This window comes from Nonomuraea sp. LPB2021202275-12-8 (assembly GCF_037044575.1).
Taxonomy (GTDB): domain Bacteria; phylum Actinomycetota; class Actinomycetes; order Streptosporangiales; family Streptosporangiaceae; genus Nonomuraea.
This window is the reverse complement of sequence record NZ_JBAHWD010000009.1, coordinates 15,932-29,528: the sequence shown is the minus strand read 5'-3', so window position 1 is coordinate 29,528 and position 13,597 is coordinate 15,932. Positions and strand designations below refer to the sequence as shown.

20 protein-coding genes are annotated in these 13,597 nt (G+C 66.4%); 18 read left to right on the top strand and 2 right to left on the bottom strand.

Translation table 11 applies throughout. From position 1 onward, the window contains the following. Window positions 1-18 precede the first annotated feature (18 nt). The 11 genes from rpsP to V5E28_RS18765 all read left to right on the top strand — a co-directional run bounded on the left by rpsP (window position 19) and on the right by V5E28_RS18765 (window position 6,204). Window positions 19-462: a 30S ribosomal protein S16 gene (gene rpsP, locus V5E28_RS18815; protein ID WP_336208240.1), complete on the top strand. Its 444-nt coding sequence runs from the start codon at window positions 19-21 to the stop codon at window positions 460-462. Between the two features lies 1 nt (window position 463). Then, a complete protein-coding gene (locus tag V5E28_RS18810) occupies window positions 464-709 on the top strand; it encodes an RNA-binding protein (RefSeq protein ID WP_336208239.1) in 246 nt (81 codons plus the stop codon). 68 nt (window positions 710-777) lie between these two features. Further along, window positions 778-1,278: a ribosome maturation factor RimM gene (gene rimM, locus V5E28_RS18805; protein WP_336208238.1), complete on the top strand. Its 501-nt coding sequence runs from the start codon at window positions 778-780 to the stop codon at window positions 1,276-1,278. A 5-nt stretch (window positions 1,279-1,283) separates the two neighbouring features. Further along, window positions 1,284-2,063: a tRNA (guanosine(37)-N1)-methyltransferase TrmD gene (gene trmD, locus V5E28_RS18800; protein ID WP_336208462.1), complete on the top strand. Its 780-nt coding sequence runs from the start codon at window positions 1,284-1,286 to the stop codon at window positions 2,061-2,063. 137 nt (window positions 2,064-2,200) lie between these two features. After that, the gene (gene rplS / locus V5E28_RS18795) at window positions 2,201-2,563 is read left to right on the top strand and encodes a 50S ribosomal protein L19 (protein WP_336208237.1); all 363 of its coding nucleotides are present in this window, start codon (window positions 2,201-2,203) and stop codon (window positions 2,561-2,563) included. Between the two features lie 145 nt (window positions 2,564-2,708). After that, entirely contained in the window at window positions 2,709-3,569 is an 861-nt protein-coding gene (lepB, locus tag V5E28_RS18790) for a signal peptidase I (RefSeq protein ID WP_336208236.1), read from the top strand. 26 nt (window positions 3,570-3,595) lie between these two features. Continuing rightward, on the top strand, window positions 3,596-4,159 hold the full coding sequence (lepB, locus tag V5E28_RS18785) for a signal peptidase I (RefSeq protein WP_336208235.1): 564 nt from the start codon (window positions 3,596-3,598) through the stop codon (window positions 4,157-4,159). A gap of 52 nt (window positions 4,160-4,211) precedes the next feature. Next, window positions 4,212-4,880 (top strand): ribonuclease HII, encoded by a 669-nt coding sequence (locus V5E28_RS18780; RefSeq protein ID WP_336208234.1) that lies wholly within the window; start codon window positions 4,212-4,214, stop codon window positions 4,878-4,880. Between the two features lie 39 nt (window positions 4,881-4,919). Continuing rightward, window positions 4,920-5,243 carry a DUF2469 domain-containing protein gene (locus V5E28_RS18775; RefSeq protein ID WP_026215037.1) on the top strand — a complete coding sequence of 108 codons (324 nt, stop codon included), beginning with the start codon at window positions 4,920-4,922 and terminating at the stop codon, window positions 5,241-5,243. Window positions 5,244-5,571: 328 nt separating this feature from the next. Continuing rightward, on the top strand, window positions 5,572-5,925 hold the full coding sequence (locus V5E28_RS18770) for a YraN family protein (protein ID WP_336208233.1): 354 nt from the start codon (window positions 5,572-5,574) through the stop codon (window positions 5,923-5,925). Beyond that, on the top strand, window positions 5,926-6,204 hold the full coding sequence (locus tag V5E28_RS18765; RefSeq protein ID WP_336208232.1) for a magnesium chelatase domain-containing protein: 279 nt from the start codon (window positions 5,926-5,928) through the stop codon (window positions 6,202-6,204). Here V5E28_RS18765 and V5E28_RS18760 read toward each other — a convergent pair. Both V5E28_RS18760 and V5E28_RS18755 read right to left on the bottom strand, forming a co-directional pair. After that, complete coding sequence (locus V5E28_RS18760; RefSeq protein ID WP_336208461.1) at window positions 6,133-7,440, bottom strand: tyrosine-type recombinase/integrase; 1,308 nt, start codon at window positions 7,438-7,440, stop codon at window positions 6,133-6,135. The two genes, V5E28_RS18765 and V5E28_RS18760, sit on opposite strands and share 72 nt — an antisense overlap. 19 nt (window positions 7,441-7,459) lie before the next feature. Further along, on the bottom strand, window positions 7,460-8,173 hold the full coding sequence (locus V5E28_RS18755; RefSeq protein WP_336208231.1) for a helix-turn-helix domain-containing protein: 714 nt from the start codon (window positions 8,171-8,173) through the stop codon (window positions 7,460-7,462). Between the two features lie 49 nt (window positions 8,174-8,222). Here V5E28_RS18755 and V5E28_RS18750 point away from each other — a divergent pair, with 49 nt between their 5' ends. The 7 genes from V5E28_RS18750 to V5E28_RS18720 all read left to right on the top strand — a co-directional run bounded on the left by V5E28_RS18750 (window position 8,223) and on the right by V5E28_RS18720 (window position 13,568). Further along, a complete protein-coding gene (locus V5E28_RS18750) occupies window positions 8,223-8,423 on the top strand; it encodes a helix-turn-helix transcriptional regulator (protein ID WP_336208230.1) in 201 nt (66 codons plus the stop codon). Between the two features lie 137 nt (window positions 8,424-8,560). Continuing rightward, window positions 8,561-8,770, top strand: a complete 210-nt coding sequence (locus V5E28_RS18745) for a hypothetical protein (protein ID WP_336208229.1) — start codon at window positions 8,561-8,563, stop codon at window positions 8,768-8,770. Window positions 8,771-8,781: 11 nt separating this feature from the next. After that, window positions 8,782-9,606: a bifunctional DNA primase/polymerase gene (locus V5E28_RS18740; RefSeq protein ID WP_336208228.1), complete on the top strand. Its 825-nt coding sequence runs from the start codon at window positions 8,782-8,784 to the stop codon at window positions 9,604-9,606. Beyond that, the gene (locus tag V5E28_RS18735) at window positions 9,603-11,186 is read left to right on the top strand and encodes a DUF3631 domain-containing protein (protein ID WP_336208227.1); all 1,584 of its coding nucleotides are present in this window, start codon (window positions 9,603-9,605) and stop codon (window positions 11,184-11,186) included. The genes V5E28_RS18740 and V5E28_RS18735 overlap by 4 nt, the downstream gene beginning before the upstream one ends. Beyond that, entirely contained in the window at window positions 11,183-11,593 is a 411-nt protein-coding gene (locus V5E28_RS18730; RefSeq protein WP_336208226.1) for a hypothetical protein, read from the top strand. Before V5E28_RS18735 ends, V5E28_RS18730 begins: the two co-directional genes overlap by 4 nt. A 28-nt stretch (window positions 11,594-11,621) precedes the next feature. Then, window positions 11,622-11,927, top strand: a complete 306-nt coding sequence (locus V5E28_RS18725) for a hypothetical protein (RefSeq protein ID WP_336208225.1) — start codon at window positions 11,622-11,624, stop codon at window positions 11,925-11,927. A 231-nt stretch (window positions 11,928-12,158) separates the two neighbouring features. Then, entirely contained in the window at window positions 12,159-13,568 is a 1,410-nt protein-coding gene (locus tag V5E28_RS18720) for a phage major capsid protein (protein ID WP_336208224.1), read from the top strand. Window positions 13,569-13,597: the final 29 nt, after the last annotated feature.

The window sequence follows — 13,597 nt, the reverse complement described above, 5'->3', positions numbered from 1 at the left end:
GCAGGAGAGACCACACCCGTGGCAGTCAAGATCAAGCTCAAGCGGCTCGGCATGATCCGCAACGCTCAGTACCGCATCGTCGTCGCCGACAGCCGCACCAAGCGTGACGGCCGGGCGATCGAAGAGATCGGCCTGTACCACCCGAAGCAGGACCCGTCGCGCATCGAGATCGACGGCGAGCGCGCCGCTTACTGGCTGGGTGTCGGCGCGCAGCCGACCGAGCCGGTGCTCAAGCTGCTCAAGCTCACCGGTGACTGGCAGAAGTTCAAGGGCGAGCCCGCCCCTGAGCCGATGAAGGTCGCCGAGCCCGCGCCCGACCGTCACGCCCTCTACGAGGCCGCGGCCAAGGAGACGCTGTCCGGTGGCGACACCGGCACTGCGGCTACGACGCCGAAGAAGGCCAAGAAGAAGGACGAGGCTGAGGCCGCCCCCGCCGAGACCCAGGCCGAGGGCGAGGCCTGACGTGCTCGAGGAGGCTCTCGAGCACCTCGTTAGAGGCATCGTCGAACATCCAGACGATGTCCGGGTCCGTGCTCGCCGCATTCGCAGCGGGCGCGTCCTGGAGGTCCGGGTGCACCCCGAGGACCTGGGCAAGGTCATCGGACGCGGCGGGCGCACCGCCAAGGCGCTGCGCACAGTCGTGAATGCCCTGGCCGACGGGAAGTACGTACGGGTCGATCTGCTCGACCTGGACGAAGCAGTCCGTTAGCGTCAGGTTCGCGCGCCCTCATCGGTTCATCCCGATGGGGGCGCTTGCGTTAGAGAGGGTAGGTTCACGTGCAGTTGGTCGTCGGCCGGATAGGCCGCCCGCACGGTGTGCGCGGCGAGGTGACCGTGGAGGTGCGCACCGACGATCCCGATCTGCGCCTCCCCGTCGGCGCGTCGATCGCCACGGACCCCGCCGAAAGGGGGCCGATCGTCATCGAGGGCCGCCGCTGGCACAAGGGCATGCTGCTGCTCACCCTCGCCGGCGTCGCCGGCCGCGACGCCGCCGACCAGCTGCGCGGCACGATGCTGGTGATCGACTCCGCCGAGGTGGAGCCCTCCGACGACCCCGACGAGTTCCACGACCACCAGCTCATCGGGCTCAAGGTGGTGACCGTCGAGGGCGAATCCGTCGGCGAGGTCACCGACGTGCTCCACCATGGCCAGGACCTCCTCGTCGTGCGGCGCGGCGGCCAGGACGACGCGCTCATTCCGTTCGTCAAGGCGCTGGTGCCGGAGGTGGATCTGGCCGGCGGCAGGCTCGTGGTCGCACCACCCGAAGGGCTGCTGTGAGCGCGGTGCGGCTCGACATCATCTCGATCTTCCCTGAATACTTCGCGCCGCTCGACGTCTCGCTGATCGGCAAGGCGCGCGAGCGGGGCACCCTCGACGTGCGGGTGCACCAGCTGCGTGACTGGGCGCACGACGTGCACAGGACCGTCGACGACACGCCCTACGGCGGCGGCCCCGGCATGGTGATGAAGCCCGAGGTGTGGGGCGAGGCCATCGACGCGGTGATCGGCGACGGCGCCCCCCGGCTGATCGTCCCGACGCCCAGCGGCCGGCCGTTCACCCAGGAGCTCGCCCAGGAGCTGGCGACCGAGCCCTGGCTGCTGTTCGCCTGCGGCCGCTACGAGGGCATCGACTCCCGGGTCATGGCCGAGTACGGCTCACGGCTGCGGGTCGACGAGGTGAGCATCGGCGACTACGTGCTGGCCGGCGGCGAGGTGGCGGTGCTGGTGATGGCAGAGGCCATCGGCAGGCTGCTGCCTGGCGTCCTCGGCAACGCGCACTCGGCCGTCGACGACTCCTTCGCCCCCGGCGCCATGCGCAACCTCCTCGAAGGCCCCGTCTACACCAAGCCGCCGGTCTGGCGGGGGCACGAGGTGCCTGCCGTGCTGCTGTCCGGACATCACGGGAAGGTCGCCAGGTGGCGGCGTGACCAGGCGCTTCGCCGTACCGTGAGCAACAGGCCCGAGCTGGCGGCGGCGCTCGACCCCGGCACGCTCGACAAACACGACCGGCGGCTGCTGGAGGAGCTCGCGTTTCGCCTCCCGCCGGAAGATGTGGCACACTGAAGCGTTGCCAACCGTCATGTGGTTGGTCAGCCATGCCCGGGAAATGGTTCCGGGTCCATCAAATCAGCAGGCGCGTCCGCCGCGAGCTCAAGCCGGGTGGACCTCCGCGTGCTCGCGAGACTTGAGGAAAAGCTCTCATGAACACGAAGATCCAGGAGCTCGAGAAGTCGACCCTGCGCACCGACGTGCCGGACTTCCGGCCCGGCGACACGCTCGAGGTTCACGTCCGAGTGGTCGAAGGCAACCGCTCCCGCGTCCAGGTCTTCAAGGGGTTCGTGCTGCGCCGCCAGGGCAGCGGCGCCCGCGAGACCTTCACGGTCCGCAAGGTCAGCTACAGCGTCGGCGTCGAGCGCACCTTCCCGGTGCACAGCCCGGTCATCGAGAAGATCGTGCTCGTGACCCGTGGCGACGTGCGCCGCGCCAAGCTCTACTACATGCGTGACCTGCGCGGCAAGGCTGCTCGCATCCGCGAGAAGCGTGACGCCACGCCCGCCAAGTAAACGCAGCTCGTTCTTCCAGATGGCCCGCCTGGCGTGCGGGCCATCTGGCTTTTGCGGGGGCCTTCCCTTTATGTGGAGCGACTCGTGCTCGGTGTAGCGTCGGTCGAGGCTTGTCGGGCCTGTACATCATCTAGGCTCGTCAGCAATGACTAGCGAGAGCCAGGAGCCCGGCGCGCCGCGCCGCCCTGTCGAGGACGAGGTGGACGTGGTCGCCGAAGAGACTCAGAAGCCGGCAGCAGACGGGAAGAAAGAGAAGAAGGGGTCGTTCTGGAAAGAACTCCCCGTCCTGGTCGTCGTGGCGCTGGCACTGGCGCTGATCATCAAGACGTTCGTGATCCAGGCCTTCTACATCCCGTCCGAGTCGATGGAGAACACTCTCCTGAAGAACGACCGGGTGCTGGTGAACAAGCTGGTCTACCACACGCGTGACATCGAGCGCGGTGACGTGGTCGTCTTCTCCGGCGTCGACTCCTGGGACGGCGAGTTCGAGCTCGAAGAGCCCTCCAACCCCGTCGCGGGCTTCTTCCGCTGGGTCGGCACCGCGTTCGGCGTGGTCCCCGGCGAGAAGGACTACATCAAGCGGGTCATCGGCGTCGGCGGCGACCACGTCAAGTGCTGCGACTCGCGTCAGCGCATCACCGTCAACGGGGTGGCGATCGACGAGACCACCTACCTCTACCCGGGCAACCTGCCCTCCAGAGAGCCCTTCGACATCAAGGTGCCGCCGGGGCGCCTGTGGGTCATGGGCGACCACCGTCAGGTCTCGCTGGACTCCCGCGCCCACACGGGCGACCCTGGGGGCGGATCCATTCCCGAAAGTCAGGTCATCGGACGGGCGTTCGTGATCGTCTGGCCGTTCTCGCGAGCTTCGTCGATCCCCATCCCCGACACCTTCGCGCAGCCCGCGCTCCAGGCGCTCGGCGGGTCGGTCCCGCTGGTCGCGGGGTTCGCGCTGGCGGCTCCTCTGGTTCTGGTCCGGCGACGCTGGATCGGGGCAAGGCGTTGATGGCCGTCACCAAGAAGGCGGAGGGTGTGGAGAAGAAGAAAAAGGGCGGTTTCCGGGAGACGATCGTCCTGCTGGTGATGGGCGTGGGGATCGCGCTGCTGCTGCAGGCGTTCGTGGTCGGATCCTTCTACATCCCCTCCGAGTCGATGGAGAACACCCTCCAGGTCAACGACCGGGTCTTCGTCAACAAGCTCGCGGGCGCGCCCGAGCGGGGCGACATCGTGGTGTTCAAGGGCTGGAACGGCGAGGACACCATCAAGCGGGTCATCGGCGTCGGCGGCGACAAGGTCGTCTGCTGCGACTCCAAGAAGCGCATCACGATCAACGGCAAGCCGCTCGAAGAGTCCTCCTACCTGTTCCCCGAGGACTTCCCCTCAGGCGACAAGTTCGACGTCACGGTGCCGGCGGGCAAACTCTGGCTGATGGGAGACCACCGCAGCGCCTCGGCCGACGCCCGAAGCCACATGGAGGAGCCGGGCAAGGGGTTCATCGGGGTGGACGCGGTCGTCGGCACGGCAGTGGTGCGCTACTGGCCGCTGTCGCGGGGCATGATCTTCACCAAGCCCGAGAGCTTCGCCAAGGTCAAGTAGAGCGCGCTTGCGGTCGCGGTTTGCGGCGATTGGGGCGTACGCTTCCTGTGTCATGACAGTTGCGTTCCGCCCTCGACCGAGCGTCGTCCGGCGCGATTCCGGACTTTACGCCTACGAGCGGGCGCTGGCCCGGCGCGGCCTCACCCCCATCGCCGGGGTCGACGAGGCCGGTCGCGGGGCCTGCGCGGGCCCGCTGGTCGTCGCCGCCGTCATCCTGCGCAAGCAGATCGACGGGCTGGCAGACTCCAAGCTGCTCTCCCCGGTGGTGCGCGAGCGCCTGCACGAGCAGATCATCGCCACCGCCCACGTCGGCGTCGTCATCATCCCGCCCACGGAGATCGACGCCAGGGGGCTGCACAAATGCAACCTGTCAGGAATGCGGCGGGCCGTCGCGCAGTTGTCGTGTGACCCTGGGTACATCCTCACAGATGGCTTTCCGGTGCCGGGCCTTCCGGCGCCGTCGCTCGCAGTGTGGAAGGGGGACCAGGTGGCCGCCTGCATGGCGGCCGCGTCGATCGTGGCCAAGGTGACGAGGGATCGGCTGATGGTCGCACTGGACGGCGACTTTCCTCTGTACGGTTTCGCCGACCACAAGGGTTATGTCACGCCACAGCACCGCCTGGCACTGGAGACGCACGGCCCGTGCGCGCACCACCGTTACTCCTTCGTCACGGTGGCCAGGGAGATGGGCGAGAATGAAATGGGGGCCGGGGTTGCCTGAGCAGGCACACCGGGGGACCGGTACGACAGGAGGACCGCGATGAGCGCAGAGGATCTCGAAAAATACGAAACCGAGATGGAGCTGCAGCTTTACCGCGAATACCGCGATGTCGTCGGTTTGTTCACCTACGTAGTGGAGACGGAGCGGCGCTTCTACCTGACGAACTCCGTCGACCTCGACGTGCGCACCGCCGAGAACGGTGATGTGTTCTTCGACGTGAAGATGCAGGACGCCTGGGTTTGGGATATGTACAGGCCTGCGCGGTTTGTGAAGAACGTCCGCGTCGTCACGTTCAAGGATGTCAACGTCGAAGAGCTGGCCAAGGCCGACCTGGAGATGCCGAAGGAGGGCTTCTCGGGGTAACCGGGACGGAGATCGGGCCCCGCGACGTAACGTCTGTGGGGCGTCCTCCGTGTTGGTGCGCTCCCGCGTGTCTGTCCCGCACCGGTATGTAGGTCCGCGCTGGTGTGCACGTGTCTGTGCCGCATGGCGCGTGGACCTGACCGCACGTGTCTGCACGCGGGGAGCGTCCACCGGCGGGGGAGGCGCGGCAGTGGCGATGCGGGCTGGGCGCAGCGTTTGGCGCAGTTATCCACAACCTCGAGCCGCCCGCCCGCCGCTATCCCCAGAACCGCGCTCGGCAGCCGGCCGACCACCCTGAGTAAGCGAAGGTCAGTGCCGGAGGTGGCACATGGCCGCGAAGAACGAACTCGGCAGGCACGGCGAGCAACTCGCCGCTGACTACCTGCAAGCCGAGGGCATGACAATCATCGAGCGCAACTGGCGCTGCCGCTACGGAGAGATCGACATCATCGCCGAAGACGGCCCCAGCCTCGTGGTCGTCGAGGTGAAGACCCGTTCGAGCGGATCCCACGGCACCGCACTCGAGTCCGTACGACCGGCCAAACTGGCACGCCTGAGGACCCTGGCCGCCAAATGGCTGGCAGGCCAGCCCCGCGCCTTCGCCACGGTCAGGATCGACGTGATCGCCCTTGAGCGCTTCGCAGGCGACTACTCCCTGCGTCACGTGCGGGGGGCGATCTAGGTGGCAGTCGCGCGCACCCGCAGCGTCGCCCTGGTCGGAGTCGCGGGCCGCCCCGTCGAGGTGGAAGCCGACGTGGGCAACGGCTTGGCGTGCATCCACCTCATCGGCCTTCCCGACACGGCACTGAGCGAGGCCCGCGAGCGGGTCAGGTCGGCGATGGTCAACAGTCACTACCCCAGCGGCATGGGCAAAGAGCTGGATAAATGCTCATTCGATCACCCCTCGGGCCGTCTCTGGGCCGTCAGCCGAGAAGCGATCTTGTGCGGTAGGCCGTCTTAGCGCAGCGTCGATGATCTTCCGCATACGCTGCTCCGACTTCGGCATCAGGTGTGCGTACGTCCGAAGTAGCAGGGCCCCGCCGTCGCCGTGCCCCAACCAGTCAGCCACGGCCTTAGGACTCTCCCCCTCGGTCAGCAGCACGCTCGCGAAGTAGTGCCGCAGCATGTGCATGCCGTGCTCGCGGTAGGCGTACCCTCGCTTTTCGCCGCTCAGCAGCGGCGGCACGATACCGGCCTGAACCAGTGCTCGCCGCCACACTGGTAGGAAAGTGGCCTGATGGATCGCCCGGCCGTTGACGTTGGTGAAGAACAGCTGTGCAGTGTGCGGCGGCCCATCCACGTCCACCCATGGCAGCGTCACCGTGACCGGCTCGACCGCGCGCATGTGCTCAGCGAGAGCGATCTTCACGCTCTCGGGCAAGGGCACGTCCCGCGGCTTGCCCCCCTTGGGTGGAGCGAAGACCAGCTTGTTGCTCAGGATCTTCACCTGGCGCTGAATGTGCGCCACGCCGGGAAGCCAGTCGATGTCATCAGGACTGAACGCGAAGATCTCGCCTTGCCGTAACCCGACGCCCGTTCCTACCTCCACCATGGCCTGATAGCGCGCCGGCAGTGCGTCCGCCACGTCGAACACCTGATCGGCCGTCCAGGGTACGAGCTTCTTCTTCATCACAGACGGCAACACCACGGTCTTGGTGATAACCGGATTCTGGACGATCAGCTTGTCGCTGATGGCGACGGAGAACACCAGCTGGACGTGCGCCATGATCACGGTAAGCGTGGTGGGCGAGAGGTCTCTCGACAACTGCTTCACAAGGCTCTGGATGATGCTGGGGCGCTGAGAGAGCAGGCCGATCTCCTGCGACCCGATTAACGGATAGACGTGCTTGGTGAGCCGCTGGCGCATCTTGGCGCGGGTGCTCGGGTTCAGCGTGCGGTTCTCGATCACCTCCTCGGCGATCTTCCGGAAGGTCACCTTCCCGGCATCGGGATCGATGTACGTGCCGCGTTGCACGTCGGCCTCGACATCGACTTTGAACCGGTCGGCCTGCACCTTCTTGGCGAACGACCGGTTGCGCTCCTGGCCATCGGGATCCATATACCGCACCCGCCACCGGGCACCCTTGCCGAACCGCTCAGGGTCTTTCTCCATGACCGGCTTGCCCTCGTCGTCAAGGATGACCTTCCCGGCAGCGTCACGGGACTTTCGCATCCACCTGTCTTGGATGTGCGCCACCGCCAAGCCTCACTTCCGTTCAGGTCGCAGGCTCATCGATAAAGGCGAGCGAGCTTTCGAGTCTCGGGGGAGTGATGTCCAGCCGGCGCATCTCAGTGCGAATGTGCGACAGCTGCTTCTCCAGCGTTCGCGACCGAGCCTCATCTTGCTCCGCTCGCTCCAGGCCGGCATCTCGATCCTCGGAGTTGGCTGCTTCGCGCGCTACCTTGCGCTGGAATTGCGCGCGCCGCAGGGTGTTCTTGAGATCGATTACGCACTCCTCGTGAAGTCGGTAGCTGTCCAGAGGGGCAGTGCTAGTTCGCCATGTCTCTTGGTCGGTCTGCTCGACGACCCATCCGAGCGTGCTCGGATCCTGCTCAGTGAATGCCTGTTCGCCTGTGAACCACTTCAAGGATTCCCACGCGTCAACTTCGAGGCCTGGAAGGATCTCCAGGTCTTTCTGGCGTCCCACAGGAAACAGCAGCAGGATCGCCGGCACTTTCAGAGCTTTCGCAACGACGACCAACTCAGCGACGCTCATCGTCGGCCGACGTCCGCTCTCTAGGTTCGCGATCGCAGAGCGAGACAAGGTCAGACCCAGTGCCGCGCAGGCGTTCGAAAGATCCTGGGCGCTCATCCCTCGCTGGTTCCGATAGTGCTGAATTTCTGCGGCGATGGCCTTGGTCAGGCGGGCCTGCCAATCAGTTTGTGTCACTGGCACACAGTAGATGCCCGCGTTGACAGAAGGCAACACTGTCTGATTGTGTGTGTCTGTGCCTAACTATCAACGGGAGGTTAGTGTCATGGAGACACAAGACCCCTATCGGACGACGGCTGAAGTGGCGGACCGCTACCGGACGTCGCCTGGAACGGTTCGCTACTGGCGGCATGCGGGCATCGGCCCGCGCGGCGTGAAGATCGGTACGAAGGTGCTCTACCGGGAGTCCGAGCTGCGCCGTTGGGAGCAGCAGCGCGAGGCTGCGGAGAAGATCGGCGCCGCCTGATGGCTCCGGACAACAGAAGGGCGGACCCTCCCAGCCCGGAGGACCCGCCCACAAGATCAGCGTTCAGCGACGCCACCAACGCGACCACGGTACAGCGCAGCAACGACAGGCGCCACGCTTCGCGACAGCTCCCCATCGTGCTGTCTGCGACGGTCTACACCCCCGCGTACGGCATGGTGTTCGCCCTGATCGTCACTGACGACGCTTGCCCGGCCTGCGGATTCTGGCACTCGCACCGGCTTAAGTGGCCGGCGCCCGTGCTCGTCACTCGCAAGGCGCGGTGCGGCCAGCGCTACGAGCTCGCCTTACACCCGCCGCGCGCGATCAAGCGAAAGCGGGTCGCCTGATGACCTCGACCATGCTGGCCGCCGCACTGGCCTACGTGGAGCGGGGATGGCCGGTGTTCCCGATCATCCCGAACGGAAAGCGCCCCCTGTTCAAGTCCGTACATGCTGAGGGTGACCCCCTACGGGAGACCTGCAAGGGAGCGTGCGGCCAGATCGGACACGGCCTGTACGACGCCACTACCGACATTGAGTTGGTCTCGCGGTGGCTGACGACCTGCCCGAACGCGAACCTCGCAGTGCCTACCGGCCTGGCCACCTTCGATGTGCTCGACGTGGACGTGAAGCCGAAGGGCGCAGGATGGCCAGCGTTCAACCGGCTCAAGGCCGAAGGCTTGCTTCCCGAACCGTTCATGGTCGTGCAGACGCCATCGGGGGGTCTGCACGCCGGTTACGCCGGAACCGACCAGGCGTGCGCGAGCCTCGTCCAGCACTTCATCGACTTCAAGAGCACGGGCGGCTATGTGGTCGTCCCGCCGAGCGTGGTCGACGGCAAGCCGTACAGGCTCATCTCAGAGCGTCCCCACGCGCGGAACCAACTCAGCTGGTCTTCGGTGCGGGAGTTCCTCGACCCGCCCAAGCCCGTCCAGGCCACTCTCAAGCGCGCCAGCAACGGCACGGGTATCGACCATCTGGCCGTGTACCTCGCGGGCAAGCGGCGGCCAGGCAGGAACGCAGCTCTGTTCTGGGCCGCGTGCCGGGCTGTGGAGAACGGCGCCAGCGAGGCAGAGCTTCACGCCCTGTACCGCGACATGGACTTTGACCGCCACTTCGACGAGCGACAGGCCGCCCGCACGGTGGCCGACGCGTTCCGCAGAGCCACCAGGAGGAGCGCGTGACGCTGCAACTTGTCGGCGACCCGGGTGATGACTCCGAGCCCACGTCATCCGTGCCGGTCGACGGCTCCGAGATCCTCGGCCGGGTGGAGAAGTTTGCGAATCAGTACCTCTGCCTGCCGAACGAGCACTGCCTGCCCACTGTCACGCTGTGGGCGGCTCACACGTATGCCGCCGAGATGTTCTACACCACGCCTCGCCTAATCTGCAGCTCGGCTGAGCCTGAGAGCGGCAAGACGCGGGTGCTAGAGGTGTTGAACCTCTTGGTCCACAAGCCCGAGATGATCCTTTCTCCCACCACGGCCGCCCTGTTTCGCATGCTGTTCGACGGCCCGATGACGCTCCTGTTCGACGAGACAGACACGATCTTCAACGTCAAGAACGCGGGCAACTTCGAGGATCTCCGCGGCCTGCTCAATGCCGGCTACAAGCGTGGTGCCACCATCCCGCGCTGTGTCGGCGACGCGTCCAAGATGAGGGTCCAGCGGTTCAAGGTGTTCGCACCTGTGGCGCTGGCAGGTATCGCGGGCGGCATGCCCGCCACGATCACGACGCGAGCGATCACACTCCACATGCGCAAGCGGGCCGCGGGGGAGCATGTCGAGCCGTTCTATGAGGAGGACGCCGAAGAGGAGGCCAAGCCCATCTCCGCCGATCTGGCCGCATGGATGGAGCCTCTCGCGGCAGACCTCGGTAAGGCCCGACCGGATATGCCCTCGGGCGTGGTGGACCGTCCTGCGGAGGTCTGGAAGCCTCTCCACGCCATCGCTGACGCGGCAGGCGGGGAATGGCCGGACCGTGTCCGCGAGGCGTGCAAGTTCTTCGTACTCGACCCGAGTCGCCGGCCGCTCTCGCTCGGCGTTCGGCTGCTGGCCGATCTGCGCGAGGTGTTCACGGTCCGGGACAAGGACGGGAAGATCACTGCTCATCACGAGCGGCTGCGTACGGAAGAGATCCTCTCCGGTCTGGTCGCCATGGAAGAGGCGCCTTGGGGCAATTTGTACGGCAAGGCGATCGATGCCCGCAGGCTCGCCGCGGAACTGCGCGGCTACGAGGTTCTGCGCAAGACGTACAAGGACCCCTCGGACAAGGCGGTCAAGGGCTACATGGTGGCCGGGCACGCCGACAAAGAGGGTGTGAGCGTCGGTCTTGGGGACGCCTGGAACCGGTACCTGCCCTCACAGCCCGACATTCTCGGTAACCCCGGTAACCCCGGTAACTCTGCTGGTGAGCCGGTTACCGCTGGCTCGCCGGTTACCGCAACATCGGTAACCGAGGATGCGCCCCAGGCTCCGGTTACCGCAGTTGCGGTAACCGAGCAAACTGCGGTAACGGTCCTGACCAGCGAAGTTACCGCCGTTACCGGGGTTACCGCGAATACCGCCGATGTCCACCCGGATCAGCTCCAGGTGTCCGGCACCCTACCGCCTGACCCTGTCTCCAAAGCTCCGGTGAAGCCCGTACGGCGGAAGTGCGCGGACTGCCGGAAGTCCATCCCCAAGACCGCACGGGCCGATGCCAAGTACTGCTCGCCCACCTGCCGTAAGCGCGCCAACCGCCACAAGACCAAGGAGACCTCATGACCACGCCGCCGCGCGTAGAACTCACCCTGTTCAACGGCCCCGCAGACGGCGAGTGCTCAACCTGTCGAGAGACGTACGAGATCCGCGCCTACGCAGCGTTCGTCGACGGCGACCAATGGACCTGCCCGCGCTGCGCAGACCGGCACGCCCGCGGCCTACAGCAGATCATCAAAGGCCTCGACCTCGTCCACGAAGCCCTCCTGCTCGACGTGTTCACCCGCCCCACCACCGGTACCGACGCCCGCGCCATCACCTGGGCCATCCGGCGCCTGGCCGACCTCGTCGACGACGTCATGGCCGACCGAGTCAAGGTCAGCCTCCGAGTCCACATCCAAGAGGGCATCACCCCGGACGAGGAAGGCCAGTACATCGGCGTACTGATCAACCACGACGTCACGCAGTTCTAACCCCCATCGACACGCAAGGAGTGCTCCCATGTCCGAGCAGAACCCCGAGACGCCCGGCCGCAGTGACGCCGAGCTGGCCGACCAACTTCGCGCAGGTGTGGCAGTCATCGCCGCGGCGCACCAGCTCCACGCCGGACAGCTCGACAACGTCGAGTTCGGTCGACTGGTGGCCGGCATCGGCCGTGACCACTTCCCCGAGGCGCCCGTACAGCTCGTGCTGCCGGTGTCGTGGCTCGCGCTCAAGCTGGCCGCACTGGTCGCTGAGCTCACGGGCCAGGACCTCGCCACGGTCATGCAGTGGCTCGGCGCCGAGGCCGCAGACTCCTTGAAGTGACCTTGTCGGCCCGAAGTGGCATGATTGTGACTGGCAGAACGACAGGGACGCCTCGCGGTGACCTCTTCGCAGCCCTCGGGACCCTGTCCTGCCAGTCGCAGAGGTCGACGGTCACGCTCTCCGAGCACCGTCTCTGACCCGCCACTGGCAGCCGCGTCCCCTTGTCGTCTGCGCTCAGTCGCCGCCTTCGTATGAGGCCGCACTGATGCGTCCACAGTTCGGGAGCCTTTCATGGCGCACATCACCACCTACGAAGAGATCGTCCAGGAGCACGGGGAGCCGTCCGAGGGCGGTGGCGGGGAATGGCTGGCTCGCCACTGTGAGCAGCTCGCCGAAGCCCACCGGGGCATGCTCAACGGCGTCCTCGAAACCGTCAAGCAGGAGCAGCGCGACACGCTGACAGCCAGCGAGAAGCGCCGCTTCGACGCCCACAAAGAGCAGGTCGACAAGCTGCGAGCTGCTGCCACCTTCTACGGCGCTCGGGAACGTCGTACTGCTGAGCTGGCCGCCAAGTACGGCCAGGCCGGCGAGCAGCGCGAGCGAGGCATGCTCAGCGTCTCCTCCAACGAGCCGACCTACCGCCGGCACGACCCTCAGAGCCCGTCGTGGGTGCGCGACATGGTGAACCTGTCGCTGCGGTCCGACCCTGACGCCGCGGACCGGCTGCGCCGCAACAACCGCGAAGTAGCGATGGAGACCCGCGCGCTCAGCACCACGGACGGTGCCGGTGGAGACTTCGTGCCACCCCTGTACATGGTGCAGGAGTTCGTTCGGCTGGCCAGGCCGGGCCGCGTCGTGGCCAACCGCGTCCGTAACGCGCCGCTGCCGGCCGGTACCGACGCCATCACCCTGCCGCGGCTCGCCACCGGCACCGCCGTGGCCGAGCAGGCGACGCAGAACACCGCCGTGCAGAACACCGACGCCACCACGAACGGCGTCACTGCGAACGTGGCCACGATCGCCGGTCAGCAGGTCGTGTCCGTCCAGCTCGTCGAGCAGTCGCCGATCAACATGGACGAAGAGCTGCTGCGTGACCTGCTCGCCGATCTCGCGGTGAAGGTCGACACGTTCGTTATCAACAACAACGCCGCAGGCAAGCGCGGACTGCTCAACGTGACCGGCGCCAACGCGATCACCTACACCGACGCGTCCGCCACCGTGGGCGAGCTGTATCCCAAGCTGGCCGACGCCATCCAGCAGATCAGCACCACCCGCTACCTGCCGCCTGACGCGATCTTCATGCACCCGCGGCGCTGGGCATGGATCCTGTCGGCCGTCGACACCCAGACCAGGCCGCTCGCAGTACCCGCCGCGAACGCCCCGCAGAACGTCATCGCCGCCGTGGGCGGGGTGGCCGCCGAAGGGTTCGTCGGCAGCATGCAGGGGCTTCCCGTCTTCGTCGACCCGAACATCCCCGTCACTCTCGGCACCGGCACCAACGAAGACCGCATCATCGTTGCCCGCACCGAAGACGTGATCCTGTACGAGTCCGCACCGCGAGCCGAAGCCTTCCGCGAACCTCTCGCCGCGAACCTATCGATACTCCTGCGGGTGTATGAGTACGTCGCTTTGCAAAGCGAGCGATACCCCAAGAGCCTTAGCTTGATCGGCGGAAACGGCCTTATCCCACCTGTTTTCTAGGCCCCCATGAGCGGGACGCGTCGGGCGTC

Excerpts from the sequence above, each read along its gene's own strand:
- rplS (WP_336208237.1), top strand. The coding sequence starts at position 2,201 with ATGAACACGAAGATCCAGGAGCTCGAGAAGTCGACCCTGCGCACCGAC.
- lepB (WP_336208236.1), top strand. The coding sequence starts at position 2,709 with ATGACTAGCGAGAGCCAGGAGCCCGGCGCGCCGCGCCGCCCTGTCGAG.
- V5E28_RS18780 (WP_336208234.1), top strand. The coding sequence starts at position 4,212 with ATGACAGTTGCGTTCCGCCCTCGACCGAGCGTCGTCCGGCGCGATTCC.
- V5E28_RS18775 (WP_026215037.1), top strand. The coding sequence starts at position 4,920 with ATGAGCGCAGAGGATCTCGAAAAATACGAAACCGAGATGGAGCTGCAG.
- V5E28_RS18770 (WP_336208233.1), top strand. The coding sequence starts at position 5,572 with ATGGCCGCGAAGAACGAACTCGGCAGGCACGGCGAGCAACTCGCCGCT.
- V5E28_RS18750 (WP_336208230.1), top strand. The coding sequence starts at position 8,223 with ATGGAGACACAAGACCCCTATCGGACGACGGCTGAAGTGGCGGACCGC.
- V5E28_RS18740 (WP_336208228.1), top strand. The coding sequence starts at position 8,782 with ATGCTGGCCGCCGCACTGGCCTACGTGGAGCGGGGATGGCCGGTGTTC.
- V5E28_RS18730 (WP_336208226.1), top strand. The coding sequence starts at position 11,183 with ATGACCACGCCGCCGCGCGTAGAACTCACCCTGTTCAACGGCCCCGCA.
- V5E28_RS18725 (WP_336208225.1), top strand. The coding sequence starts at position 11,622 with ATGTCCGAGCAGAACCCCGAGACGCCCGGCCGCAGTGACGCCGAGCTG.
- V5E28_RS18720 (WP_336208224.1), top strand. The coding sequence starts at position 12,159 with ATGGCGCACATCACCACCTACGAAGAGATCGTCCAGGAGCACGGGGAG.